The sequence below is a fragment of the Planktothricoides raciborskii GIHE-MW2 genome (genome assembly GCF_040564635.1).
Classification (GTDB): domain Bacteria; phylum Cyanobacteriota; class Cyanobacteriia; order Cyanobacteriales; family Laspinemataceae; genus Planktothricoides; species Planktothricoides raciborskii.
Window position 1 is genome coordinate 5,057,453 of sequence record NZ_CP159837.1, and the last position, 23,830, is coordinate 5,081,282.

Consider the following 23,830-nt stretch of genomic DNA (forward strand, 5'->3'; position numbering starts at 1 on the left):
AACCGGGTTTCTTGGCAAAATCTGGAAATTTGCAGCAACAATTCTCACAGAAACCCGGTTTCTTAATCTTTTTAGGAGATAACAACTATGATGAGCATAGAAGAAATTCAAAACGACATTCAAACTCTGCCACCAGAAGCGCAAGACTTACTCATTGACTTCATTCAACTTCTCAAAAAACGTTATCCAGAAACCAAGACCGAAAACACAGATGTATCCCCAGAAAGCAGATCCTTTTTAGAAGATGCCCATGAATTTATCGGATGCCTAGAAGGGGGACCCGGCGATTTGGCCACCAATAAAAAATACTTAGAAGGATTCGGCACAGAATGAAACCAACAGTAATTATTGACACAGGGTTTCTGGTTGCTCTTTTAAACCGTAGCGAACAATACCATAGTTGGGTCAAAAATCAACTCAACAATATTTCTTCACCAATCATAACCTGCGAACCTGTGATAACTGAAACCTGCTTTTTGTTAAGAAAAATTTATGGTGCAGAAACAACCATTCTAAACTTGATTAACAGCCAAAAGCTAAAAATTCCGTTTAGACTCATCGATGAATTTTCGATGGTTCATCAATTAATGCAACGTTACCAGTCTGTTCCGATGTCTCTAGCAGATGCCTGTTTAGTGCGTATGGCAGAGATTTATCCGAATAGCCTTGTCTTGACCCTTGATAGTGACTTTAGAATCTATCGGAAAAATAAAAATGAAATCATCCCTTTAGTGATTCCTAACGAGCGATAATTATCACAAGTAGACAAAATATCGGTGTGTGGCGGCCTTAGCGGGTGAATTTTACTCACTGAATTGTTAACGCATAGAAACCGGGTTTCTCACCTTTCTTCTCAGTCTAAGAGGCAAGCCCGATAGTAATATGTATTAGACAAGAGTGCAAAATTCCTAAAAGCCGATGGCGGTTTTAAGGGGGGTTCGGGGGAGCGAAATATTTATTTTGCAAGAGGTCTATTAGTCTTAATTGTTAAGGAGAGAGCGTTTTTTTCTAAAAAAGCGGATGCCAAATGTACCACCAGCTATAGCGCCTAAAATTGAAGAGGGTTCGGGGACTGGATCGGCTGTATGTACCGTCACGCTCCAATCATCAATACCGCCTACAACAGTATAGCCTGAACAATTGCGACAGCTACTGTTGGCGCGGAAGAAACCCCAGGTGATTTCCGATCCATTTTTTGTAAAATCTGGATGAAGATTATTGACATTACCGTCAGCAAAAGCCAAGCTAAAATCTGATGCTTCTAAACCAGTATATGATTTCTGTGTCCAGTTCCGTTCCGGAATATAATGATAAGCTGCTAAATAAGTATTGCCGTCTTGCACTAAAATAAGTCCAGATCCCTGACCTTGAGATCCCCGGTTAGTAAACGCAAACTCTAAATAGTCAATTGACTCAATTGCTCCTTAAGTTTGAGGATTGTATGTGGCTCCAACCCACAAATGTGTGCTAGAAATTGAACCATTCTGACTGGAACTTCCTCGATTAACAGTCTGATTAATCTGCCGATATCCAGAGGAGGTTCCACCAATGTGGTTAACAGATACACTGCCACCTGTTCCAGAAGAACGAGAAATTACCGTCCAATCTTGATCGTTAAACACCGAATCGGAAAAGACAAACGTTGCGGCTTTGGCTGGCAGGGAGACTCCCATCGCAATTCCAGCGGAAACAATAGCTGCCAGGGTAGAAAGTTTCAAGTTCATAATTGCACCTTGAATTGAGTCTTCAGTATTTATACTCAATCTAGCTCTGTTAAACTTTCCTCAGTGTGATTTCAGTCATTTTTTAAGATGATTTCGATTCTAAACTTTTGGGAAAAACCCTGAAACGATTACCACAAAAACGAATCAAATAAATGTAAAAAAATATTTGAATTTATAAAGATTGTTTGCGAATTGTTAAATAAAATATCAAATTTATTTTGAGGTCGAATAATGCTTTGCTGCATCGGAGTTGCAAGAAAGTTGCTGATAGTTTTAGGTAAGTGAGCGCTCACCAATCAATATATTGCAGTGGATAGCGGATCTGGCAGCGGATGTAGCAGCATCTAGAATATCTTTCAGAGGCGATCGTGCAGACGAGTCAGCTTGAGACGATTCTCATAAGTGGGTTATAATAGATCGGGGATGACAAGCATCAAGACAGGAGACAGGAGTTCAAATTTATTTGGAAATCTTTGATTTAATCTTCCTGGATAAAATAGTTGAGAAACTCGATCGCAAGCACAATGTCCAAGAATACGAGGTAATAGAAGTTTTACTGCGGTTTTCACTTATACGATAAGCATGAAAAAGGAAACCGTCAGAATGAAAACGTCTATGCCGCTTATGGTCAAACAGACAGTGGACGATACTTGATTGTTTTCTTCATCTATAAGGAAGATGGCAATGCCTTAATATTATCTGCGAGGAAAATGACCAATGCCGAAGCCTCTATTTTCAATGCTATTTCTTATTAAGAGATCGGAGAGTTTTGGGATGACCATGATACCGCCTATTATTGGGACAAAACTTATCCAGTTGAATGTACAATTAATCTTGACCCTGAATCTCAGGTGAGATATTATGGCATCGATCGCAATTTATCAGACCAAATTTATCGGACAAAATTTATCAGAGAAAATTTATCAGACCAAATTTATCAGAGAAAATGCGATCGCCCCTATAATTACTTTCCCAGGGTTGGTCTATGATCGGAATATCCCACGAACAGCGATCGCGCTTATTGCTGCCCGACCCGCTGAATTTTAATTGCCCAAGGGTTAACTAGGGTTAACTAAAATCAAAGCAGATTTGGTTAGTTTATCTAACATTATTCTGGGGTATTCTGGGGAAAGATTGAATCATTATTCGCTAAAACCTTACTGAACACTTAAAAGTAAAAATTTCTTTATATAAAATGAGCGTAACCCCCATCCCCTAGACACAGTAGCCTAAAATATACCCTACAATAAAACTGTCCACCGATGGTTTCCACCACCCACCAATGATTAAATGAGGATTGCTCAATGACTCGTGGCATTTATATTACGGCAAATGACCGGGTAATGGATCAGGCGATCGCCTTACTGAATAGTATCCGAGCTTACGATAGTGAAACGCCAATTATTTTGATTCCTTACGATGATAAGTATCAAACCGTAGCCGCACGGCTGGAAAAAGACTATGGGGTGCAAATTTACCCAGATTTAGCTTTTATCGATCGCCTATCCAAAAACTTACAACAAATTTTTGGCGAAAATTTCTTTGCTCGACCGAATCAATTTAGAAAACAAGCCTGTTGGTTTGGACCCTTTGATGAATTTTTATACCTGGATACCGATATTGTAGTGTTTGAGAAAATCATTGACTGTTTAAATTACTTATCCGACTGTGACTTTCTCTGTTGTGACTATCAACATTTAGGCGGCATCACCAATGTATTTACTCCAGCGGTGATTGAAAATCAGGTGTTCGCCCAAACCGATTTACAAGATTTGTTTAATTGTGGCTGGTGGGCGGCAAAAAAATGCTTAATCACCGAACAAGATTTATCCGAAACTTTTCGAGAATGTGCTGCCCATCCAGAATATTTTGATTTTTCCCAAAAAACATCGGATCAACCGATTATTAATTATATGATTTTAAAGCTAGTCAAACGGCGGTTTAATCTTGTGCGGCGTCCTGGTGGTGCCCCCGGAAGTTGGGCGGGCAGTCGCCATTTCCAACGCCAAGGAAATCAACTGATTGATGGAAAAATTGGTCAACCTTTGCAGTACCTCCACTGGGCGGGGATTAGAATTGAACCAGGTTGTCCCTACTGGGATATTTGGGAACATTACCGATATCTCAACGAGCCAAAACCGGAAACAAGCCCCCAAATCGTTGAATCAAAAAATCTGGGTAGTAACATAAAAAAAATGCTGAAATTTTTTTTACAAAAAATGTAGTAGCAGTCATATATTTGATAATTAAACCAAATCTATGATTTTCGTTATTTCTGGCGAGTGCAAATCTTATAAATACGTTTAAATACGTTTTTTGGTTTAATTTGGGAAAAAAACTGCAATTCAAATTCATCTATATTCATCTATTATTCCTTAATTAAACCGGATAGTGATTCTTAGAAAATCATAACCCAAAAAAGCCGATCTATAAAAATAAATCAGCCAATTTGTTTCGGCAATCCTCTGCTGAAATCAAAGGTAAAACCCATCATCGATGGTTAAATGATTCACCATCAGAGGGCAAAAATGCTATCATATGTGTCATCAATCAATTTCACCTTCAGGGAAAATGGACAAATGACGATTAGCGGAGCATCCATTGCTAGAATCGATCGGCCAGCCAGAAAGTATAGCTAGAAATTTTTTGTAGTTGCATTTTGACCAGCAAAGACCCAATTGGCAACGAATTAAAACCCCTCCACATTGAAGTGGCAGACCTAAAAAAAGAAGACCTCCGAGGAGCGTATCTCAGAGGTGCATATCTTAGGGATGCCGATCTCAGTGGCGCTGACTTAAGTGAAGCCTGCATCAGCTATGCCGATATGATTGGCGCAAACCTGACGGGTGCTAACTTGAGTGGGGCGATTTTGACTGAATGTAACCTGAATATTGCTAACTTAAGTGATAGTAAATTAACTGAGGCAAATTTGCGGGGCGCAAAGCTTTTGGGTGCAGACCTGAGTGATGCGGATCTCCGAGGGGTGAATTTGCGATCGGCGACCTTAATTAGTGCCAATCTGAGTGGGGCGAACCTCAGTGGAGCTAATCTGAGTGGGGCTGACTTAAGTGAGGCGGATCTCCGAGGCACGATTTTGCAACGGGCAGTTTACGATCTGAGAACTCGTTTTATTGAAGGCTTCGACGCCCAAAAAGCCGGTGCTTACTGGATTACTTCTAATATCTCGTTGCCACAAGTGAACCTGAGTGGAGTGGATCTTAGTGAAGTGAACCTGAAGCGATCGGATTTACGGGGTGCCAACTTAAGGAACGCTAAATTAATTGCCTGCAATCTGGAAGCCGTGAATCTATTCCGAGCTAACTTGAGTGGCGCCGATTTGCGAGAGGCGAATCTGAAAGGAATTAACCTGCAAAAGGCGGTCTATGATATTAAAACACAAGTGTCTGATGGGATCGATCTGGCATTGTTCGGTGCTTATAAAATTGCCCCTAATGTTTCTTTGTTAGAAGTCAACTTAGCTGGGGTAGATTTGAGTGGGGCAGATTTACGGGGAGCTAATTTAAATAATGCAAATTTAAATAAGATTTTGCTGTTAGATGCTGACCTCACTAAAGCGAATTTAAGAAAAGCTTCTCTAGAAAATGCGAATCTGAAAAATGCCGATCTCAGATGGGCTGATTTGATTGGGGCAAATTTAAGTCAGGTAGATTTGAGTCAAGCAGATTTACGATGGGTTGATTTGACAAGAGTTGACCTCCGAGGCGCAAATTTACGATTGGCCGATTTGCGAGAAGCGGATTTAACAGGTGCTAGTTTAAATCAGGTAAATTTAAGTGAAGCGGATCTCAGAGGGGTGGATTTGACTAGAGCGGATCTCAGAGGAGCTAATTTGAGCAAAGCGGATTTGAGAAAGGCCGATTTGACTAAGGCGAATTTACAATGGGCGAATTTGGAGGGAGCTAACCTTGACGATGTAGATTTGAGTACCACATTTTCCTAAACTTGTTGAAATTGCTGCCGAACTTGACTCAGAATTTTTTCATCTACGGTTTCAACATCGTAGGCACTGCTATCTACGGCGGTGATGATTAACCAGGGCTGAATTTCATTGATGCGGTAGCCGGCAAATTTTCCGTCAATTACTTGAGTAATGTCTGCTGCTAATTGTAATAATAATTCCCCGGATATCAATTCCCCGGATATCAATTCTTGAGCATCGGCAATTTGATTTTTTCCGCTGTTTTTCCCAGACATTCTAGGTGGCTGATTTGCTACTTGCTGGTTAAAAGGGGGCGATCGCCTGGAGAATATCTATCAGGTTCACCCCTAGGAAACCATCAGTAGTTTGGTCAGTAATTGTAATGCCTTGCATGACTTTAACTCCTATTTATTGATATTACTTAGAATGAATTTAAGGGAGAACCGCCGCCACCTTGTCTCTTGAAACCCGATCAAAAACCCGGTTTTTTGACTCTTTGCAGGAAATCAGAAACCGGGTCTATTGACAAATATTGTTGGCATACAAAAGTTATCTTTGAAACCCGGTTTCTTTCCTAGAGGGTAATTAAGTTAGAACTCCCCAGCCCATTGTCCGGGAAAATATCAGATAAATTCGTCTCCCTGGCTAATCGGCTAATTCAATATTCGCTATATTCCTTAACTAAATAGCGAACGCTCATCGGACTGATAGTAGTCAGTAGAGTAATAAACCAGATCACTCCTATAACAGCAATTTCACTTTGTCTACCGGGAAGGATAAATCGATAATTTCCTGCCAGAGATGTGAAAAAGTCAAAAACTATACACAATAGCCAAGGTGCTGCTAAAATCCAGCGTCCTTCGCTGGCTTCTTCCCAAACATTTATCGTGATTAAATTGAAACAGAACACAATAACGGCTCCCACAAAAGCAATGCCGTAGACGCCAAAGCTGTTAGCATTCATATTCAGAGACAGAGTAAATTCTGGGCCAGCCACTATCGAAACTACTCCCAAAAATGTTGTCACTCCGTCCCAAATCATGCCGATCGCAAATCCAGTAATTAAGATTGGGATTATTTCTTTGTCTCTCATTTAATTTCAACCCATGAGTATTAAAGTCGCAATCAACAAGGCGACAACAAAACAAAAAGTAGCTATGATCGCATAGAGTCGGTTGCCAGATATGGTTTGAATATTCCAATCTGACATAGGTTTTGGCAGATACCCAAACATATTGCCTAATTGCTGAATGGTTGCTGCCCATCCCGCCAAGAAATCATTTCTGATTGAACCGGGGTTTTCGATATTAGCTATATTCGCCAAAGTATCAAATATATTAATTGCCAATTCTTGATGAGAATTTACCAGGTCATAATCTTCTAATTTCGGATCCCTTACTCGGTCAATATTTTTGAGCAGCATTTGATGCTGATATGACCATAATTCAAAAGTTATTTGGTAAATTAGATAGACTCTTAATCTGAGAAAAGTGCCATGTTTTTGGTATTCCTCATCAGTCTCTTGGGCAATTCTTAAACCTTTTGAGATTATGGCCTTCAATTCAGGTGTGTTGTGAGGTTTAGGGATTTTTTGCCGCAGTTGCAGCAGCACGCTGACAAATGTGTATCCTCCACCATGCGGATCTGGATTTAAATTTTTGACTATCGTCATGGCAAGATGAATTTAACTAATCGATCGGCTAAGAATATCCAGCGGTTTTGTTTAGGATGATTGGCAACCAAAAAACCCGGTTTTCAGAGAAACCGGGTTTTTGTATCTCGAATCACTCATAAAAATTAAAACCGCTATATAACAAGGTTGTTTTTCTTACCCAATGATGTTGTCCAGACGATTTTAGCGGAAAACTATAATATTTTCAGTATATTAAAGTATAATTAAGTATAAATTGCGATCAAATTTAATAAAAATAAAAAGTATAATTTAGTGACATAGGTATGACAAAGTATGTTACAGTATGATCGTCCTACCCTCACCAGCACTCCCAAAAAAAATCTATGGACTTTCAGGAAGTCTTAAAATGGACAGATGAGCAAATATTCGCCAAGACTGGGGAACACCTGGATTCTCTGCAAGCAACTATCCTGCAAGGAACTTGGCAGGGACAAAAATATCCAGAAATAGCTGAAAACTACAAATGCAGCGAAATTCACGTTAAGAAGAAAGCGGCGAAATTATGGCATATGTTATCAGAGGTGTTGGGAGAAGATATTCATAAACTTAATTTTCGGGCTATAGCCGAGAGATTCCACATCTCAAATATTTCAAGTGATTTTGTTCAAATTGGCAATCAATTTGGCAATATTAATATATGCGGGGAAAAAATACATAATTCCAAAGTGCCATCACCCTCTAAATCACCCCAAAACTCTCAACCAAGTCCCAGACAAACTCAAATTGATTTAAGGGACGCTCCGGAAATATTTAGATTCTACAATCGCACACCGGAACTGGCCACCCTCAACCAGTGGTTTTTAACAGATCGCAGCCGACTAATTGCCATATTCGGATTGAGTGGTATTGGCAAAACTGCTCTCGCTGTTCAGCTTGTAGCACAGATTCAAGATAAGTTTGATTATATTATCTGGCGCAGCTTGAATAAGGCTCCCACCCTGGCACAATTGCAAGCTAATATCATTCAATTTCTAAATACAAATAATAATACAAATAATCCTGCATTTACAGAAGAATTGAAGAATAATTCAGCCACCTTGCTTGATTATTTTCGCTCCGATCGCTGTTTGGTGATACTCGATGATGTGCAGATGATTTTCAGTAACAAAGAATTAGCCGCTGAGTATCAACCGGGCTGGGAAAATTATGGCTTATTTTTTGAGCAAATCGCCGAATTATCCCATAACAGTTGCTTGCTGCTGCTGGGCTGGGAAAAACCTAGATCCGTGACTAAATTAGAGGGAGAAACTGCCCCAGTGCGATCGCTGCAATTGAATGGCTTGGGACAGGCCGCAAGGGAAATTTTCCGAGAAAAAGGTTTAAAAGATGAGGACAAATGGGACGAGGCGATCGCTCTTTACGGGGACAACCCTTTATGGCTGAAATTAATTGCCGCCACCATCAATGATTTATTTGGCGGTAGAGTTGGGGAATTTTTAACCTACGATACGCTATTTTTAAGCGAGGATTTAATTGCCGTTTTAGATCCCATGTTTCAGCGCTTATCGGATGTGGAAAAAGTGGCGATCGCCGCTTTAGCGAATGCAACGACGCCGGTTTCCCTGGCTCAATTGCAAAAGTCAACCAAATTATCTCCCTCGGATTTATTAAAAGCCATGCAATCTTTAAGCCGTCGTTGCTTAATTGAAAAACGGGATGAAGCCAAAGAAACCGTTTTTTCTATGCAGCCAGTAGTGAAAGCTTATGTCAAAAGCCGGAGAGACTAGAGAGAAAAAAACCCGGTTTCTTCAAGAAACCGGGTTGCTTTAATTTATGAATAATTTAGAATAAGGCGTCTAAATCGATCGCCTGGGAACCGCCCCGCATTAACTGTCCTAATAGTTTACCTAACTGCCACCAAACCAAGCCACTGGTGGCCAGGGTCATGGGAATGGAAAAAGCATAAGAGATATCTACAGGAAAGGTAAAGATTTGTAGACCAGAAGCAAGAAAAACACATATGCCGATCGAGATGCCAAAAAAAGGCAATTGTAGTTCTAACTTATTCACTTCTTCGATTAGGTTAATGCTGCGATCGCGCGACCAGTTGCGTACCATCAGTTCCAACGTCGCTTTAAATGCAAGACCTGATGTCACTCCAGCAAACAAACTGGCAAATACTAAAAAATAGGGGGGGTCTAAATACACCGGGAAAGTTACTCCTTTATTTACAGGATCAAAACAGAATCAGATTTGATTCTAATGTTAACTGTTGATTGTTGATTGTTGATTGTTCATTGTTGATTTTTGTTTGTTATTTGACAGACATCTCGCTAACTAACAACCACCAACAATCAACCACCAACAATCAACCACCAACAATCAACCACCAACAATCAACCACCAACAATCAACAAAATTATTTTTCCGTAGTCAAAGCCGCCACAGCGGGCATAAATGCCGCCGCGCTTTGTCGGGAAAAATTCGCCAACGCATCCATCGCGGCATTAAACAGTTGATTGGGTTTGATATCATCTTTAACCAACTCCCAAATCCGTTTAACTTCTTCCGTATGCAGTCGGTCATCTTCAATCAAAGCCAACAATAGCTGACGGCGGAGAAATTCGCCCTCTTCAGACATGAGGTATTGCAAACCCAGTCCCGCAGTGGGCAAAATGTCAAAGTTGCCATCAGAACGAGCGATGGTAATCATATTTTCCAGACGCTGCCACTGGAATTTGCCATCTTTAAATAGCACTTCCAGCAGTCTTCGGCGTAACTGGGGTGACTCACCTTTCAGCAGTCGTCGGGCTATATAAGGATAGCCGATATCGACGATTTTAAAATTCGGATCGACGCTGAGGGCTAATCCTTCTTGGGTGACGACAGAACGAATAATTAAGGCAAATTTGGCAGGAACCCGGAAAGGATATTCAAACATCAATTCCGAGAAGCGATCGGTCACGGTTTTAAAGTTAAAATCCCGGACACTTTTGCCCATAATATCTCCGAGCACATCTTCCAGAGCGGGGATAATCGGTGTAATATCAATATCGGGAGTTAGAAAGCCTAACTTGACAAAATCTTTGGCTAAGTCCGTATAGTCTTTATTGATTAGATGTACCACCGCATCTACTAGAGTTTCTTTGGTGGTTTCATCTAGCTGATCCATCATGCCGAAATCAATATAGGCCATTTGACCATCGGTGGTGGCAAAGAGATTTCCCGGATGGGGGTCAGCATGGAAAAAGCCAAATTCTAATAACTGTTGCAAACCAGTGGTGACACCAATTTCCACGATCGCATTGGTATTAATTCCGGCTTCTTCTAAATGTTGAGTGCCGGTGAGTTTATAACCGTTAATCCACTCCAGGGTTAAAACATTATCGCTACTGTAACGCCAGTAAATTTTGGGAACTTTAACTTGGGGATTATTTTGGAAATTCAGGGCAAATTTTTCCGCATTGCGAGCTTCATTGGCATAATCAACTTCTTCAAACAGTTTGATGCCGAATTCATCCACAATTAGGGTTAAGTCATGGCCTAAATTTAATGGCAACCACGGAGCTAACCATTTCGCCCCTAAGCGCATTAAATATAAGTCCAAGGTGAGAATGGGTTTTAAATTAGGGCGCTGTACTTTCACCGCCACCATATCGCCGTTATCCCGTAACCGGGCTTTGTAAACTTGCCCTAGACTCGCTGCGGCTACGGGTTGCGGGGAAATTTCTTGATAGATTTCTTCGACGGTGCGGTCTAGTTGTTTTTCAATGATTCTGAAGGCGATCGCATTGTCAAAGGGTGGCAACTGGTCTTGTAACTTGACTAATTCTTCTAAAAAGTCTTTCCGAATTAAGTCTGGTCGAGTCGATAAAGCTTGACCGACTTTGATAAATGTCGGGCCAAGTTTTGTGAGGATTTCCCTCAGTTTACTGGCTCGTTTTAATTTGCTTTTCTCAACTTGACCCGTCCATTGGTCTAAGAGGATTGCCAGAAGCCATCCCAGAAAAGAAAAAATAATCCGCAAAGAACGCCATAAGGCTTCCCAAGGACGGTAGCGGTAGTAGTCGGCGATCGCTTGGGGATCGTACTGTTTTAACAGAGCGAGTTGATGCTGACTCACGCTTTTATTGGCCTCAATGATCAGAATGTTAACTTTTGGACACAGGCGGCGGTCTATGTATTTTCAGGCTTTTGGTGCAGCCAATCCCCGAAAAACGCCTCACAAAAATGCTATATGGCATTGATTAAGAGATTTTTTTAGCCCGCCCAAATTTATATCAGTGTTTATGCTTTTCTTAATTATACTACACAAAAGTATATATTTCGACAAAATTCAGTAAGTTTCACTCTTGTCAAGGAATAGTTTCCGTCATGGTTAGGATCGGGCTTGGGATCGGGATAAAGAATTCTTTAATCCATTTACCACTGACTCGATTTCTCCTAGGGAGAGTTCAGGAAACATGGGCAGGGATAAAACCTCTTGACATATCTTCTCCACCCAGGGCAACTGACCCATTTGATAGCCCAAGTGCTGATAAACCGGCTGCAAATGCAAAGGGAATGGATAATAGACCGTTGAGCTAATGCCTTGGTTTTGCAGTTCTTGGCGCAGGGAATCGCGCTGATTTTCTGCTGGATTGTTTTCCGTTAATTCTTGACTTTTGACCCGAATCGTGTATTGATTCCAAACCGCCCGACTACCGGGAGTTTCTTGAGGCAGAATTACCCCAGGCAAATCAGCCAATCGCTGATGATAATCCGCAGCCACGGCACGACGGCGATCGTTCCAGGAATCTAAATAGGGCAGTTTAATTTGTAGTATTGCCGCTTGCAAGGCATCCAAACGACTATTGATGCCAATTTTTTCGTGATAATACCGTTGAGTTGCCCCATGATCTTTAAGGACGCGCATTTTCGCCGCCAGAGTTGGATCGTTGGTGGTGACGGCGCCCCCATCCCCAAAAGCCCCTAAATTTTTGGTGGGGAAAAAACTAAAACACCCAAGATGGCCAATGCTACCAGTTTTTTGTCCCGCCCATTCGCTCCCTGCGGCTTGGGCGACATCTTCGATTACCGCTAAACCATGAGTTGAGGCGATCGCCATCAACTGGGTCATATCCACCGGCTGACCAAACAAATGCACCGGAACGATCGCCCGCGTTTTCTCCGTAATGGCGCTGGGGACTTTTGACGCATCTAAATTAAATGTCTCAGCCTCGATATCTACAAAAACTGGGGTTGCCCCAACCAAACTAATGGTTTCAGCGGTGGCCATAAACGTGAACGGACTGGTAATCACCTCATCTCCAAGGCCGATATCTAAAGCCCGCAACGCCAAATAAAGGGCATCGGTGCCATTGGCACAGGAGACACATTCAGCGGTGCCAATATATTGGGCAAACTGCTGCTCAAAATCTTGCACCGTCTGACCGCCAATATAGCGACCCGATGCCATCACCTGTAATACAGCGGATTCTATCTCTGCGGCAATGGTTTGATATTGCCGCGATAGGTCAAGAGGAGGAATTGTGTTCACATCACTTCACCAGAATTTTTACCTATAAAAACAGATTTTCTGAAAAAAGGGAATCTGGCGAGGACAAAATTCTGGCGATCGCGGTTATGCACTAAGTTCGACTTTTGTCAAGTTCAAAATTTACTTTGTGAGGTTCTCTCTGATATGTACGAGGGAAAAGGGATAAGGGATAAGGGATAAGTGGTAAATGGCAAGTGGCAAGTGAAAAGTGGCAAAATCGATCGATATATCGATATAATGGGCGATCGCTATTCAAAATGGAGAAATGACTTTACAAATTGGAGATATTGCCCCTGACTTTACTTTAGCCGATGCCAATGGCAACTCGGTTTCTCTATCGGATTTTCGCGGCAGTCGGGTGATTTTATATTTCTATCCACGGGATAACACCCCAGGATGCACCAAAGAAGCTTGCAGTTTTCGAGATGCATACCCAGATTACCAATCTCATAATATAGTAATCCTAGGGGTGAGTACCGATGATGGAAAATCACACCAAAAGTTTATCAGGAAGCATCAATTACCATTTCCTTTGCTTTGCGATCCGGACGGAACGGTGGCAACCCTGTATGGGAGTTATGGATTAAAAAAATTTATGGGCAAAGAATATATGGGCGTATATCGTCATACATTTGCGATCGCCCCTGATGGTAAAATCGAAAAAATTTATCGTAAAGTTAAACCCGAAACTCATGGGGTAGAAATTTTGCAAGAACTCATTGCTTAAATGTTTGTAGGGGTGCAGAGGGGCAGAGGGGCAGAGGTGCAGAGGTGCCTGCCTTCGCTAGAGGGTTTCCCTTGCTCCAGAATCTCCCTATTTTTTAGTTGATAATTAGTTTATAAAGTTAAGATATGAAAAATTTATTGCGATTTGCTAAATCAACGATTAAACTATTATTGCGCCATCCCATCACCGGAACTTGTGTAATTCCCGTGTTAGCCGATGGGCAAATTGTTTTAGTAAAACGGCGAGATAATGGCCAGTGGGCTTGTCCTGGCGGCATGGTTGACTGGGGGGAAAATATTCCCGATACCGTTAAAAGAGAATTATTAGAAGAAACGGGTTTAGAGTTAGTTAAAATTAATCGCTTAGTTGGGGTTTATTCAGAAGTAGACCGCGACCCCAGATTTCATTCAATTTGTGTGATTGTGGCTGCCGAGGTTCAAGGTGAGTTTAACATTGATGATCAGATTGAGATTACCGAAGTCAAAGCATTCCCTGTGAATGAGTTACCTTTCGGTGAACTGTCTCACGATTTCGATCGCATTTTGCAAGATTATATCAATGGGAAAACTAGCTTGACTTAAAATTTGCTTGATTCACTTGCTTGATTAACAAGCGGGTTACAGGAGTGAGTTCCTTTATTTGGTAGGGATGAGAACACGGACTCTGTAGAATTGATTTCTAATTATTACAATCCCATTGCTCTGTCCACTTTAACCCACTATGATTGATTTGGCGCGAAATCATTTATTTTATCTATCGAGTGTCAATGCCGCTACCAGTTCGTAATTCTCGAATTAAGTTGTCTCAGGGGCTATTATTTTGGCGAGAAGTTGGCCAAGGATCCCCGATAGTATTTTTGCATGGTTCCGGGAAAGACAGCAGCCAATGGTTGCCAGTGATGCAACAGTTAAGCCGTCAATCCCAATGCTTTGCACCAGATTTATGGGGGTTTGGGGAGTCGGAAGCGATAGATATTCACTATTCGATCACCCTCCATGTGGAATCTCTCGAAGAGTATCTCGATAGCTTGAATCTCTCCAAAATATATCTCGTCGGTCATTCTCTGGGGGCTTGGGTGGCGGCAAGTTATGCCCTGAAGCATCTAGAACGGGTAAGTGGTTTGGTCTTGTTGTCCCCAGAAGGGGTATTGACTGACGATTGGCAGAAAAATTGGCAGCAGCAATATTGGCAACAACAGAGAAAGGCGATCGCCTCTTGGTTGTGGCGATCGCTTTCTAAGTTAGTCAACCAATTGCCTTGGGACTTGCCCCTACAACGGTGGCTGCAAAAATTAGCCCTGAATCAAGCTACAGACCCCACCACCAAGCTAATATTTCAACGTCGTCGGGCGGAAATTGAGGCGGAATTTTTACAAGATCGGTTGAATTCTCTGAAAACCCCGGTTTTGGTTTTATGTGGCGATCGCGACAAACCGCAGACCCTGGAAATATCTCGCGCTTATGCCAGTCTTTGTCCTCAAGCAGAACTCAAAATCATCCCCGAAGCCGATGGATCTCTGGCGGAAACTTTGCCCGATCGCGTCGCTGAGGCAATTCAGCAGTTTTTGCCAGCATAGAATTGTTGTTGGTTGTTGGTTGTTGGTTGTTGGTTGTTTGTTGTTTGTTCTTTGACTCAGGCAACGAATAACGAATAACCATCAACCATCAACAATCAACAATCAACCATCAACAATCAACCATTAACAATCAACCATTAACAATCATTTCCATCCCCCAAAAGACTAAATGCGGGTCAAAAATGGCGCGATCCGCGATCGCCGAATCACGCGATCGCAGATAAGCCAGCAAACCGGGCCCACCGCCTCCCGTCACCACGATTTGACTTTGGGGATAATCTTGCCACCAAGCGGCGATAAAATCGCGCACTCCCGCCACAATGCTATAAATCACGCCACTTTGAATACTAGACGGGGTATTTAACGCCCAGCGATCGGGGAGTTCCTGGGGAATTGCCACATCTGGTAAACTCGCGGTTCCCGTCCATAAGGATTTTAGCTGTAACCGAAACCCCGGTAAAATTGCCCCGCCAACTAACTGGCGATCGCTATTCACCCCGGTAAATGTCATAGCAGTTCCCGCGTCCACCACCAACACCGGAAAGCCAAATTTTTCCCCAGCCCCCAACGCAGCTAAAGCCCGGTCAATCCCCAAAGTTGGATATAGTCCTTTTAACGGTAAATCATCCAAAGCGATCGCTTTTGCCTGGGCATATCTTTGCCAAAGTTGCGTCTGCTCTGGCACCACTGAAGCGATCCACAGCGACGCCCCCCTTGATAAGGGGGGAACCGGCAAAATTTCCGGCCATAAATCATCGGCAAAACCGCCTTTAATTAACTCCTGAACTATTTCTGGGTTAAGATGCGGCGTATCCCAAGCGGTGAGTAATTCTTTCCCCTGGAACTCAGCCCAATGCAAGTGAGAACTGCCAATCATTAAAGCTAACCAAAAATGATGATTTGCCGTGGTTGGGGGGTTCATGGTTGGTTGTTGGTTGTTGGTTGTTGGTTGTTGTTGGGTAGGGATTCTTTTGTTGGTGGTTGGGAAATTTGGTTATAGGATTTTTATACCAAATCCGGTTCTATCGTAGGGGCGAAGCATTGCAGTGTATGGGCGAATGGCCATTCGCCCCTACTGATTAAAATATTAAATTGACTGCCGGAATGCTTCGCCCCTACCTGCCGGAATGCTTCGCCCATATTGCTGTAATCAAAATATTTGATATTTTGGTATTATTGAATTTTCTCCGTTCTGAACAAAATCGGATTCACCTCATACCAAGCGCCTTTTTCATCCCGATATTCATACACTAACAAAGTTCTAATTAACTTAGAAAAATCTCGATCGCCCGATGAATCTTTCGTCTGGTGGACGCGATTTAATAACTCCCATTCATCCGGGGTAAGTTGAGCCGTTTGCCCAGCAACTTGATTCACCACCACTGCCTCTAAACCGGCAGAGGATAAAGGAAACTTTTTCTCTTTAATAATCCAACTATTTAAAATAATCAGTAAATTTCGCACATGACCGCCGCTGACTTCACAAAGTTGCTTTAACGGCTCTTCTCCATCAAAAATTTCCCCAATTTTCGTGAGTTTTTCCGCTTCACTTAATTGGGAAAATGCGCGGGATAATACCATAAGATAAAGTAAATTTATTCCGGTTTGATCCACCTCACCATCCCGGTTTTTTACCCGAATCATCGGTAAAATAATGGGGTCGTTTTTAAACTTTTGTCGGATGACCGTATATTCATCAGAATAACACAAGGCCAAAGGCATGGTATAAACCACATGACAAGCAAGACGACTGAGTTGATCGCCGCGATCGCCAAACAAATAAGCGGGCAGGGTTTTCCCTGGACTTTTTTCTGTATTAATTAACTTATCCAAGCCATCGATTATAATCACTAAACCATTTTTGCCATTAGCTTTTAAGGTGTCATTAATAGGAATAAATAGCCCGTTATTTAAAACATCAAGAAATCCATCGGTTTTGGGTTCCAGGTAATTTCTTAAGCGGTCTTGTAAATTGGCATTTTTGCGAGATTGGGCTTTAATTTCGCCGATAATCGTGGATAAACCTACATTGACATTATTATCAAAATCAACCCCTAACTCAAATTTCCCCACACCGGGAATTTCCCCAGTCTTCACATCCAGCTTAATTTCGGTAAATAGCAGATTTTTGGCCTTTTGCATCACTCCTTGCCAGCCGCTTTCTGCTTGTTTCATCAAGGTTTCTAACTCTTGGGCAGTCCGACGAGCGATCGCCAACAAAATATCACTCACCTCCACATTACCCATATCCAAATCATCGGTAGCTTCAAAATAGATTACATGATAATTTTCCGCTTCTAACTCACTTTTCAGGCGATATAACTCTGTTGACTTGCCACAACCAATATGTCCCGTAAACAAATGACAAGTAAAATCCTCACTCCAAGTAATCTTATCTTTTAACTCCGCAATCAATTCTCCCCCGCGCACCGCCGAAAAATCAACATAATAACTTTTATCTTCCTGCTTAGAAATATCCAGGGTTTTAGCGGGATTCGTCGCATTGTAAAATTGTTGTGGCTTTAGTAACATAATTTATTTTTTCCTTGGTTTAAACCTTTTTATTCGCTAGATACTATAACCTCTTTTTGTCCTTTGTGCCTTTGTGGTGAAAATAAAACCACCGCATATCGCGTATTGGTGCGTTACGCTTCGCTAACTCTTTGTGTCCTTTGTGCCTTTGTGGTGAAAATAAAACCACAGAGACACAGAGGACACAAAGAAAAAACCCACACTCCCCTATCTTCCCACCCCATCACACAAACGCCGGTTTTCTCTCGCTTGCTCATCATCACTATTAGCCAAATAATCCCTGACCAAGTTGCACCCCTCCACCAACAAATCATCTAAATCCAAATTCCATAAAATAACTTTCCCGTCACCACTCGCAGAAACCAAGGTCTTGCCATCCGGGGAAAACGCCACACTGATGACCCAGTCTTGATGGCCTTCCAGGGTATGCAGTAATTTTCCCTCTCGACTCCAAAGTTTGATGGTCTTGTCCCCACTCCCAGAAGCAATGATCTGACCATCGGGGGAAAAGGCCACACTCCTGACCAAACTTTGATGACCTTCCAGGGTATGCAGTAATTTTCCCTCGCGACTCCAAAGTTTGATGGTGTTGTCCTCACTCCCAGAAGCGATGGTTTGGCTATCAGGGGAAAACGCCACACTCCAGACCGAATCTTGATGACCTGACAGGGTATGCAGTAATTTTCCCTCGCGACTCCAGAGTTTGATGGTCTTGTCCTTACTCCCAGAAGCGATCATATGACCATCGGGGGCAAAGGCCACACTGCTGACCCAACTTTGATGACTTTGCAGGGTATGCAGTAATTTTCCTTCTCGACTCCAGAGTTTGATGGTGTTGTCATAACTCCCAGAAGCGATGGTCTGGCCATCAGGGGAAAAAGCTACACTGCTGACCGAACCTTTATGACCGGACAGGGTATGCAGTAATTTTCCCTCGCGACTCCAAAGTTTGATGGTCTTGTCCTTACTCCCAGAAGCGATAGTCTGGCCATCCGGGGAAAACGCCACACTTATGACCCAGTCTTGATGACTCTTCAGGGTATGCAGTAATTTTCCCTCGCGACGCCAAAGTTTGATGGTCTTGTCCCAACTCCCAGAAGCAATGACAAGACCATCGGGAGAAAACACCACACTCCTGACCAAACTTTGATTACCTTCCAGGGTATCCAGTAATTTTCCTTCTCGACTCCAGAGTTTGATGGTCTTGTCCCAACTCCCAGAAGCGATGGTCTGGCCATCGGGAGAAAACGCCACACTGTTGACCAAACCTTTATGACCTGCCAGGGTATCCAGTAATTTTCCCTCGCGACTCCAAAGTTTGATGGTCTTGTCCCCACTCCCAGAAGCGATGGTCTGGCCATCAGGAGAAAACGCCACACTATAGACCGAATTTTGATCACCTGCCAGGGTATCCAGTAATTTTCCTTCTCGACGCCAAAGATTGATGGTTTTGTCCTTACTCCCAGAAGCGATGGTCTGGCCATCAGGAGAAAACGCCACATCATAGACCCAATCTTGATGACTCTTCAGGGTATGCAGTAATTTTCCCTCTCGACTCCAGAGTTTGATGGTCTTGTCCTTACTCCCAGAAGCGATGGTCTGGCCATCGGGGGAAAACGCCACACTCAAGACCGAATCTTTATGACCATTCACATTCAGGGTATGCAGTAACTTTCCTTCTCGACTCCAGAGTTTGATGGTCTTGTCCTCACTCCCAGAAGCGATGGTCTGGCCATCGGGGTCAAACGCCAAGCTGCTGACCGGCTTTTGATGACCTTCTTCACTATTGAGGGTACGCAGTAATTTGCCCTCGCGACTCCAGAGTTTGATGGTGTTGTCATCACTCCCAGAAGCGATGGTCTGGCCATCGGGGTCAAACGCCAAGCTGCTGACCGGCTTTTGATGACCTTCCAGGGTATGCAGTAATTTTCCCTCGCGACTCCAGAGTCTGATGATCCCGTCCCAACTCCCAGAAGCGATGGTCTGGCCATCGGGGGAAAACGTCACACTGCTGACCCAATTTTGATGACCTACTAAACGGTTTTTTTCTTGAATATTTTCTCCCATTGCTTGCGGATAAACGGCTTGTTGTAATATCCCCACGGAGAAGATTCGCGTTTCCAGAGGAATTTTTTCAGCCCCTTGTTTCACCTTGACCCCAGCTTTTATGGCCTCAATTAAAGCATCGAGAGAATCTTGGTTTAAAAGATAATAAGCTTTAGACGATTGACTTAACGCCAGAATTTCCTGATGTTGGGCTTTTTCCGTTTCTTGTTGAGCCTTAAACGCAGACTGAATTGCCCATACGGTCAATCCTGCCAGTCCCACTACCCCAACAATCAACCCAGCAACCGCTCTTTTTAATAATTTTAATCGGGCTTGTTTTTCTTTTTCTCGTTCCGCTTTGGCTTCTTGCAATTGTGCCCGCAGAGAACTCCCCTCTTGTTGCCGAATTACTTCTACTAGGTAATCATGCACCAGTTGATAACGATTCTGGACTTTTTCCGGCAACAACATCACCAAACCCGACAAGACCAAAATCTCTAAAACTACATCTAACTGCTGATGAAGATTAATCGGGGATAAATTTGCTAATAAATCGGTTAAATTGGCCTGAATTTCCGATCTTGTTTTCAGGGGACGAGTATTGTTGTGTTCATCAGTCAGCAGGGATAGCACATATTGAGCCAGTTGGCGATTTTCCTCACTGCCACAATCATCAATAACATCTTGTAAATATTGCTCAACTAACTTAGCTTTCGGCTGTTCCCCTAGTTTGCCATATTCCTCTATGGTCTTAATCTGTTTCTCTTGCAATTCCGCCCCGACAATTTGCATCTCAATGGGTCGCACTTCCCCCAATTTCGCCAAATCTTCCACTAACTGTTTAATTAATTCATCCTCTAATTTAAACTGCGAGTTATGAGTCAGATTTTGCATCACCTCTTTGGCTTCATCACCGCCAAAATTGCCAATATAATAGAGAATCTCTTTATCCAGCACATCATTATTAATGGTACTGAAATCTAACCGGCGAGTTCCTTGCAAAATCAAATAGATATAATCTTCTCGCAAAGAAAAAACAACTTTTACATAAGCTTGCTTCAAGCATTCGCTAATCAACTCAAAAAACCGTTGTCTTTTTGCTTCATCTGTCACCACAAAGAAAAATTCTTCAAATTGGTCAAAAATCAGCACGGTAAATTGATAATTTTGGTCATTGTTTTTTAGCTGTGCGCGAATTTGATCTAAAACGGTATTTGCAGATCCTCCCAAACCCCCCTTATTAAGGGGGGCTTTATTTTCTTCTTCCCCCCTTAATAAGGGGGGACTCAGGGGGGTTCCTGCCTGTGGTGCTAAATCAGACCCCCCCAAACCCCCCTTACTAAGGGGGGCTTTTTCGGCTCCGGTTTCCCCCCTTAACAAGGGGGGACTCAGGGGGGTTCCTGCCTGGGGCGCTAAATCAGACCCCCCCAAACCCCCCTTATTAAGGGGGGCTTTATTTTCTTCTTCCCCCCTGAATAAGGGGGGACTCAGGGGGGATCCTGCCTGTGGTGCTAAATCAGACCCCCCCAAACCCCCCTTATTAAGGGGGGCTTTTTCGGCTCCGGTTTCCCCCCTGAATAAGGGGGGACTAAGGGGGGTTCCTGCCTGTGGTGCTAAATCAGACCCCCCCAAACCCCCCTTATTAAGGGGGGCTTTTTCGGCTCCGGTTTCCCCCCTGAATAAGGGGGGACTAAGGGGGGTTCCCAACCTTTCTAATAACTCCTCGTCCCAATTGGTATAAACCCGAAGATACACCACTACAATATCGCGATTATCAATCAACTTTCTCCGTTGCAAAGCGGGAACTAACCCCGCTTCCACTAGAGAACTTTTCCCCACTCCTGACTCACCATAAATGATGATTAACTTATTCTGTTTACTGCATAGTTTATCAACTAATTTTTCTATATCCCCTTGACGACCAAAAACCGAACTATCCTCGGTTTTACTTACTTTCAGTCGTCCAGCCCCTACAAATGCCGTCAACCCATATTGTTGTTTCCGTATTTGAATTTCAATTTTGATTTTATAGGCTTCTAAGTAATGGCCATGCTGAAAATATAAATCCCTTAACTCTTGTAATAGCTGGATAAAATAATCGGGCTGTCCATCAATTTCCAGGTTTAATGCTTCTTGACAATTTTGCCATGATTCATCATGGTTTGTTAACTGTTCTTGTCCTTGGGCTAACAGTAAATATATCGGGGCAAGCACCGGGGAATTGGGGGCAAGCACCGCGATCGCATTGGGGGCAAGCACGGGGGCATTGCCCCTACTTAATGCTAAATTGGCATTGTCGCAAGCAAGTTGCCATTTTTGTTCTGTTAAAGCTACCTGGGCTAAAAACCCATAAGCTTGGGCTAATTCTCGAAATTGATGGTATTTTTGATGTAGATCGATCGCTTTTCCTGCTAACTCTTTTAACCCTGACCATTGCTTTAATTTTAGCAATAATTCTCCCAAATTATTGATAAATTTTGCCGTTAAATCCGGTCTATCCTGGGTTGCTAAAATATCTATAAAGCTTGTTAAATGGTTTTTCGCTTGTTGTTGCGCTTCTGGGTCGGCTTTTTCCCCATAAGCTAACCCTAAATGAAACTCTAATACCGCTTGCTGAAGTGGCGAAACTTCGTTATCTTTATCTTGGTCTTGACAACATAACCACGATTCCTGAGTTGCTTGATAATACTTTAATGCCTCATCAATCTGATGCCGCTGATATTCATCTCTGCCCCTAATTAAATCCAAACATCCTTGGATATAAGGAGACATATTTTCCCCAAACCGGGCAAAGTCTGCTTTAGTTGCCTCAATTTCTTGCTGATAACTTTGACCTAATATTTCCGCATTAGAAATAAACTGACTGCCGCCACTTTGCAAAAAAATCTCAAAAAATTGCTCACTTTTCTGTTTTACAAATAATTGCAGCGCGTCCGGGGTAATGGGTAAGTAAATTGTGACGCCAAAGGTCTTAAAATCCATTGCCAATTCGGTAAACTGACCCAAGACAATATCATTGACCCATAAGACTAAGGGAAATTTAAAATCAGCGCGAAATCTCTCCCTCTGGTTGTTGGTGATTCTTAAAAGTTCGGGTAAATTTTCGACGGTTTCCAGTCCCACCACCATCATCGCTGATGGACTTTCTGATTGAATTTTCTGGGAAATTTTTTCATAAATATTTTTATCCCCCGGTGCTAAATCCAACCGGGTAATTTCACATTCACTCTGCAACTGTTGAATTAATTCTTCTCGCCCTTTGGCATAGTTACAGTGGGCAAAGGTTAAGGTAAATTCCCCTTGTCCAGCCGCGATCGACCATACCAGGTCTTCAATGGTATCGTAATTCATTATGCATGCAAGACTATTTTGAGAACAATTATATAAGAACAATTCCAAAAATGCTTGCGACAATTACGAGATTACAGCAATTTTCTCCGCGAGTAAACCACAAATACCTGTAGGGGCGAAGCATTCCGGCAGTAGGGGCGAATGGCCATTCGCCCCTACAATGCTGAAAATATTAATGTACGGGCGAAGCATTCCGGCAGTCAAATTAATAGTTTCAGCACCGAACTTCTGCCGGAATGCTTCGCCCCTACGGAATGCTTCGCCCTAGCGTGGTTCGGTAATCAGAAAACCGCTGTAATTTGGATTTATGTCAGGGCGAAGCATGACCGCAGTCAAATTAATCGTTTCAGCAATAAGTTATCTGCGGTCATGCTTCGCCCCTACAATATTTTCAGCAGTAGGGGCTTTTCCGTGGCGGTGGTTGCCCCTATCTGCGGTCATGCGAAAGCCCCTACGGTAGAACCGAATTCAGCAGAACCCAAGAGACTGCCCGGTTTGGTGCCTCTGCGGTCAAATTCAGCCGCGATCGCATTCAGGATTTGATTTGTTCTTGGACTGAAAGGCGATGCCGCAAAGCGGATCCCGAAACTTGACTCCTGTTGCGATTTGACACCAAATCCGGTTCTCCCGTAGGGGCGATTGGCGAATCGCCCCTGCGATCGTTCCCTCAAACGCTTGTGGATTCCCGCCTTCGCGGGAATGACAGATGGGTTGATAAACGGGTTTTGACAACCGGATTGGGCATTAAACGTGAAGCTTTGT

Annotated in this window: 21 protein-coding genes; 10 read left to right on the forward strand and 11 right to left on the reverse strand. The window is 42.8% G+C overall.

Annotated features, from left to right (window positions below; translation table 11 throughout):
- The first annotated feature begins 87 nt into the window (after positions 1 to 87).
- Both ABWT76_RS21635 and ABWT76_RS21640 read left to right on the forward strand, forming a co-directional pair.
- A complete protein-coding gene (locus tag ABWT76_RS21635) occupies positions 88 to 333 on the forward strand; it encodes a hypothetical protein (RefSeq protein WP_054465442.1) in 246 nt (81 codons plus the stop codon).
- A complete protein-coding gene (locus tag ABWT76_RS21640; protein WP_054465441.1) occupies positions 330 to 752 on the forward strand; it encodes a type II toxin-antitoxin system VapC family toxin in 423 nt (140 codons plus the stop codon). Before ABWT76_RS21635 ends, ABWT76_RS21640 begins: the two co-directional genes overlap by 4 nt.
- A gap of 228 nt (positions 753 to 980) precedes the next feature.
- Here ABWT76_RS21640 and ABWT76_RS21645 read toward each other — a convergent pair whose 3' ends face one another.
- Positions 981 to 1,343, reverse strand: a complete 363-nt coding sequence (locus tag ABWT76_RS21645; RefSeq protein WP_054465440.1) for a PEP-CTERM sorting domain-containing protein — start codon at positions 1,341 to 1,343, stop codon at positions 981 to 983.
- Positions 1,344 to 1,424: 81 nt separating this feature from the next.
- Positions 1,425 to 1,724, reverse strand: a complete 300-nt coding sequence (locus ABWT76_RS21650) for a hypothetical protein (RefSeq protein WP_054465439.1) — start codon at positions 1,722 to 1,724, stop codon at positions 1,425 to 1,427.
- An 861-nt stretch (positions 1,725 to 2,585) separates the two neighbouring features.
- On the opposite strand from ABWT76_RS21650, the gene ABWT76_RS21655 reads away from it, so the two are divergent.
- From ABWT76_RS21655 to ABWT76_RS21665, 3 genes are all read left to right on the forward strand, one after another.
- Complete coding sequence (locus tag ABWT76_RS21655) at positions 2,586 to 2,771, forward strand: hypothetical protein (RefSeq protein ID WP_190877387.1); 186 nt, start codon at positions 2,586 to 2,588, stop codon at positions 2,769 to 2,771.
- A gap of 257 nt (positions 2,772 to 3,028) precedes the next feature.
- The gene (locus tag ABWT76_RS21660; RefSeq protein ID WP_054465437.1) at positions 3,029 to 3,949 is read left to right on the forward strand and encodes an Npun_R2821/Npun_R2822 family protein; all 921 of its coding nucleotides are present in this window, start codon (positions 3,029 to 3,031) and stop codon (positions 3,947 to 3,949) included.
- A 434-nt stretch (positions 3,950 to 4,383) separates the two neighbouring features.
- Positions 4,384 to 5,685 (forward strand): pentapeptide repeat-containing protein, encoded by a 1,302-nt coding sequence (locus ABWT76_RS21665; protein ID WP_199317259.1) that lies wholly within the window; start codon positions 4,384 to 4,386, stop codon positions 5,683 to 5,685.
- Here ABWT76_RS21665 and ABWT76_RS21670 read toward each other — a convergent pair.
- The 3 genes from ABWT76_RS21670 to ABWT76_RS21680 all read right to left on the reverse strand — a co-directional run bounded on the left by ABWT76_RS21670 (position 5,682) and on the right by ABWT76_RS21680 (position 7,336).
- Positions 5,682 to 5,939 (reverse strand): hypothetical protein, encoded by a 258-nt coding sequence (locus ABWT76_RS21670; protein WP_054465435.1) that lies wholly within the window; start codon positions 5,937 to 5,939, stop codon positions 5,682 to 5,684. The genes ABWT76_RS21665 and ABWT76_RS21670 overlap by 4 nt on opposite strands.
- 383 nt (positions 5,940 to 6,322) lie before the next feature.
- Positions 6,323 to 6,757: a hypothetical protein gene (locus tag ABWT76_RS21675; RefSeq protein ID WP_054465434.1), complete on the reverse strand. Its 435-nt coding sequence runs from the start codon at positions 6,755 to 6,757 to the stop codon at positions 6,323 to 6,325.
- 6 nt (positions 6,758 to 6,763) lie between these two features.
- A complete protein-coding gene (locus ABWT76_RS21680; RefSeq protein ID WP_054465433.1) occupies positions 6,764 to 7,336 on the reverse strand; it encodes a hypothetical protein in 573 nt (190 codons plus the stop codon).
- 344 nt (positions 7,337 to 7,680) lie between these two features.
- Here ABWT76_RS21680 and ABWT76_RS21685 point away from each other — a divergent pair, with 344 nt between their 5' ends.
- Positions 7,681 to 9,084, forward strand: a complete 1,404-nt coding sequence (locus tag ABWT76_RS21685) for an NB-ARC domain-containing protein (protein WP_354634941.1) — start codon at positions 7,681 to 7,683, stop codon at positions 9,082 to 9,084.
- 55 nt (positions 9,085 to 9,139) lie between these two features.
- On the opposite strand, the gene ABWT76_RS21690 is transcribed toward ABWT76_RS21685, so the two are convergent.
- The 3 genes from ABWT76_RS21690 to ABWT76_RS21700 all read right to left on the reverse strand — a co-directional run bounded on the left by ABWT76_RS21690 (position 9,140) and on the right by ABWT76_RS21700 (position 12,836).
- Positions 9,140 to 9,505, reverse strand: a complete 366-nt coding sequence (locus tag ABWT76_RS21690; protein ID WP_054465431.1) for a hypothetical protein — start codon at positions 9,503 to 9,505, stop codon at positions 9,140 to 9,142.
- Positions 9,506 to 9,716: 211 nt separating this feature from the next.
- Positions 9,717 to 11,420, reverse strand: coding sequence for an AarF/ABC1/UbiB kinase family protein (locus ABWT76_RS21695; protein WP_054465430.1), 1,704 nt, complete (start codon positions 11,418 to 11,420; stop codon positions 9,717 to 9,719).
- A 255-nt stretch (positions 11,421 to 11,675) separates the two neighbouring features.
- On the reverse strand, positions 11,676 to 12,836 hold the full coding sequence (locus ABWT76_RS21700; protein ID WP_054465429.1) for a DegT/DnrJ/EryC1/StrS aminotransferase family protein: 1,161 nt from the start codon (positions 12,834 to 12,836) through the stop codon (positions 11,676 to 11,678).
- 265 nt (positions 12,837 to 13,101) lie between these two features.
- On the opposite strand from ABWT76_RS21700, the gene bcp reads away from it, so the two are divergent.
- The 3 genes from bcp (at position 13,102) to ABWT76_RS21715 (ending at position 15,139) form a co-directional block, all read left to right on the forward strand.
- Positions 13,102 to 13,563, forward strand: coding sequence for a thioredoxin-dependent thiol peroxidase (bcp, locus tag ABWT76_RS21705; RefSeq protein WP_054465428.1), 462 nt, complete (start codon positions 13,102 to 13,104; stop codon positions 13,561 to 13,563).
- 125 nt (positions 13,564 to 13,688) lie between these two features.
- A complete protein-coding gene (locus tag ABWT76_RS21710) occupies positions 13,689 to 14,144 on the forward strand; it encodes an NUDIX hydrolase (RefSeq protein ID WP_054465427.1) in 456 nt (151 codons plus the stop codon).
- Positions 14,145 to 14,329: 185 nt separating this feature from the next.
- Complete coding sequence (locus ABWT76_RS21715) at positions 14,330 to 15,139, forward strand: alpha/beta fold hydrolase (protein WP_054465426.1); 810 nt, start codon at positions 14,330 to 14,332, stop codon at positions 15,137 to 15,139.
- Between the two features lie 130 nt (positions 15,140 to 15,269).
- Here the strand turns inward: ABWT76_RS21715 and ABWT76_RS21720 are convergent, their stop codons facing one another.
- The 3 genes from ABWT76_RS21720 to ABWT76_RS21730 form a co-directional block, all read right to left on the reverse strand.
- Positions 15,270 to 16,061 (reverse strand): pantothenate kinase, encoded by a 792-nt coding sequence (locus tag ABWT76_RS21720; RefSeq protein ID WP_054465425.1) that lies wholly within the window; start codon positions 16,059 to 16,061, stop codon positions 15,270 to 15,272.
- A gap of 251 nt (positions 16,062 to 16,312) precedes the next feature.
- A complete protein-coding gene (locus ABWT76_RS21725; protein WP_190877384.1) occupies positions 16,313 to 17,671 on the reverse strand; it encodes an ATP-binding protein in 1,359 nt (452 codons plus the stop codon).
- 207 nt (positions 17,672 to 17,878) lie between these two features.
- Entirely contained in the window at positions 17,879 to 23,068 is a 5,190-nt protein-coding gene (locus ABWT76_RS21730; RefSeq protein WP_354634942.1) for a hypothetical protein, read from the reverse strand.
- 141 nt (positions 23,069 to 23,209) lie between these two features.
- On the opposite strand from ABWT76_RS21730, the gene ABWT76_RS21735 reads away from it, so the two are divergent.
- Positions 23,210 to 23,611, forward strand: a complete 402-nt coding sequence (locus tag ABWT76_RS21735; RefSeq protein WP_354634943.1) for a hypothetical protein — start codon at positions 23,210 to 23,212, stop codon at positions 23,609 to 23,611.
- The last annotated feature ends 219 nt before the right edge of the window (positions 23,612 to 23,830 follow it).

Excerpts from the sequence above, each read along its gene's own strand:
- ABWT76_RS21635 (WP_054465442.1), top strand. The coding sequence starts at position 88 with ATGATGAGCATAGAAGAAATTCAAAACGACATTCAAACTCTGCCACCA.
- ABWT76_RS21640 (WP_054465441.1), top strand. The coding sequence starts at position 330 with ATGAAACCAACAGTAATTATTGACACAGGGTTTCTGGTTGCTCTTTTA.
- ABWT76_RS21650 (WP_054465439.1), bottom strand. The coding sequence starts at position 1,724 with ATGAACTTGAAACTTTCTACCCTGGCAGCTATTGTTTCCGCTGGAATT.
- ABWT76_RS21655 (WP_190877387.1), top strand. The coding sequence starts at position 2,586 with ATGGCATCGATCGCAATTTATCAGACCAAATTTATCGGACAAAATTTA.
- ABWT76_RS21660 (WP_054465437.1), top strand. The coding sequence starts at position 3,029 with ATGACTCGTGGCATTTATATTACGGCAAATGACCGGGTAATGGATCAG.
- ABWT76_RS21670 (WP_054465435.1), bottom strand. The coding sequence starts at position 5,939 with ATGTCTGGGAAAAACAGCGGAAAAAATCAAATTGCCGATGCTCAAGAA.
- ABWT76_RS21675 (WP_054465434.1), bottom strand. The coding sequence starts at position 6,757 with ATGAGAGACAAAGAAATAATCCCAATCTTAATTACTGGATTTGCGATC.
- ABWT76_RS21680 (WP_054465433.1), bottom strand. The coding sequence starts at position 7,336 with ATGACGATAGTCAAAAATTTAAATCCAGATCCGCATGGTGGAGGATAC.
- ABWT76_RS21685 (WP_354634941.1), top strand. The coding sequence starts at position 7,681 with ATGGACTTTCAGGAAGTCTTAAAATGGACAGATGAGCAAATATTCGCC.
- bcp (WP_054465428.1), top strand. The coding sequence starts at position 13,102 with ATGACTTTACAAATTGGAGATATTGCCCCTGACTTTACTTTAGCCGAT.
- ABWT76_RS21710 (WP_054465427.1), top strand. The coding sequence starts at position 13,689 with ATGAAAAATTTATTGCGATTTGCTAAATCAACGATTAAACTATTATTG.
- ABWT76_RS21715 (WP_054465426.1), top strand. The coding sequence starts at position 14,330 with ATGCCGCTACCAGTTCGTAATTCTCGAATTAAGTTGTCTCAGGGGCTA.
- ABWT76_RS21720 (WP_054465425.1), bottom strand. The coding sequence starts at position 16,061 with ATGAACCCCCCAACCACGGCAAATCATCATTTTTGGTTAGCTTTAATG.
- ABWT76_RS21725 (WP_190877384.1), bottom strand. The coding sequence starts at position 17,671 with ATGTTACTAAAGCCACAACAATTTTACAATGCGACGAATCCCGCTAAA.
- ABWT76_RS21730 (WP_354634942.1), bottom strand. The coding sequence starts at position 23,068 with ATGAATTACGATACCATTGAAGACCTGGTATGGTCGATCGCGGCTGGA.
- ABWT76_RS21735 (WP_354634943.1), top strand. The coding sequence starts at position 23,210 with ATGGCCATTCGCCCCTACAATGCTGAAAATATTAATGTACGGGCGAAG.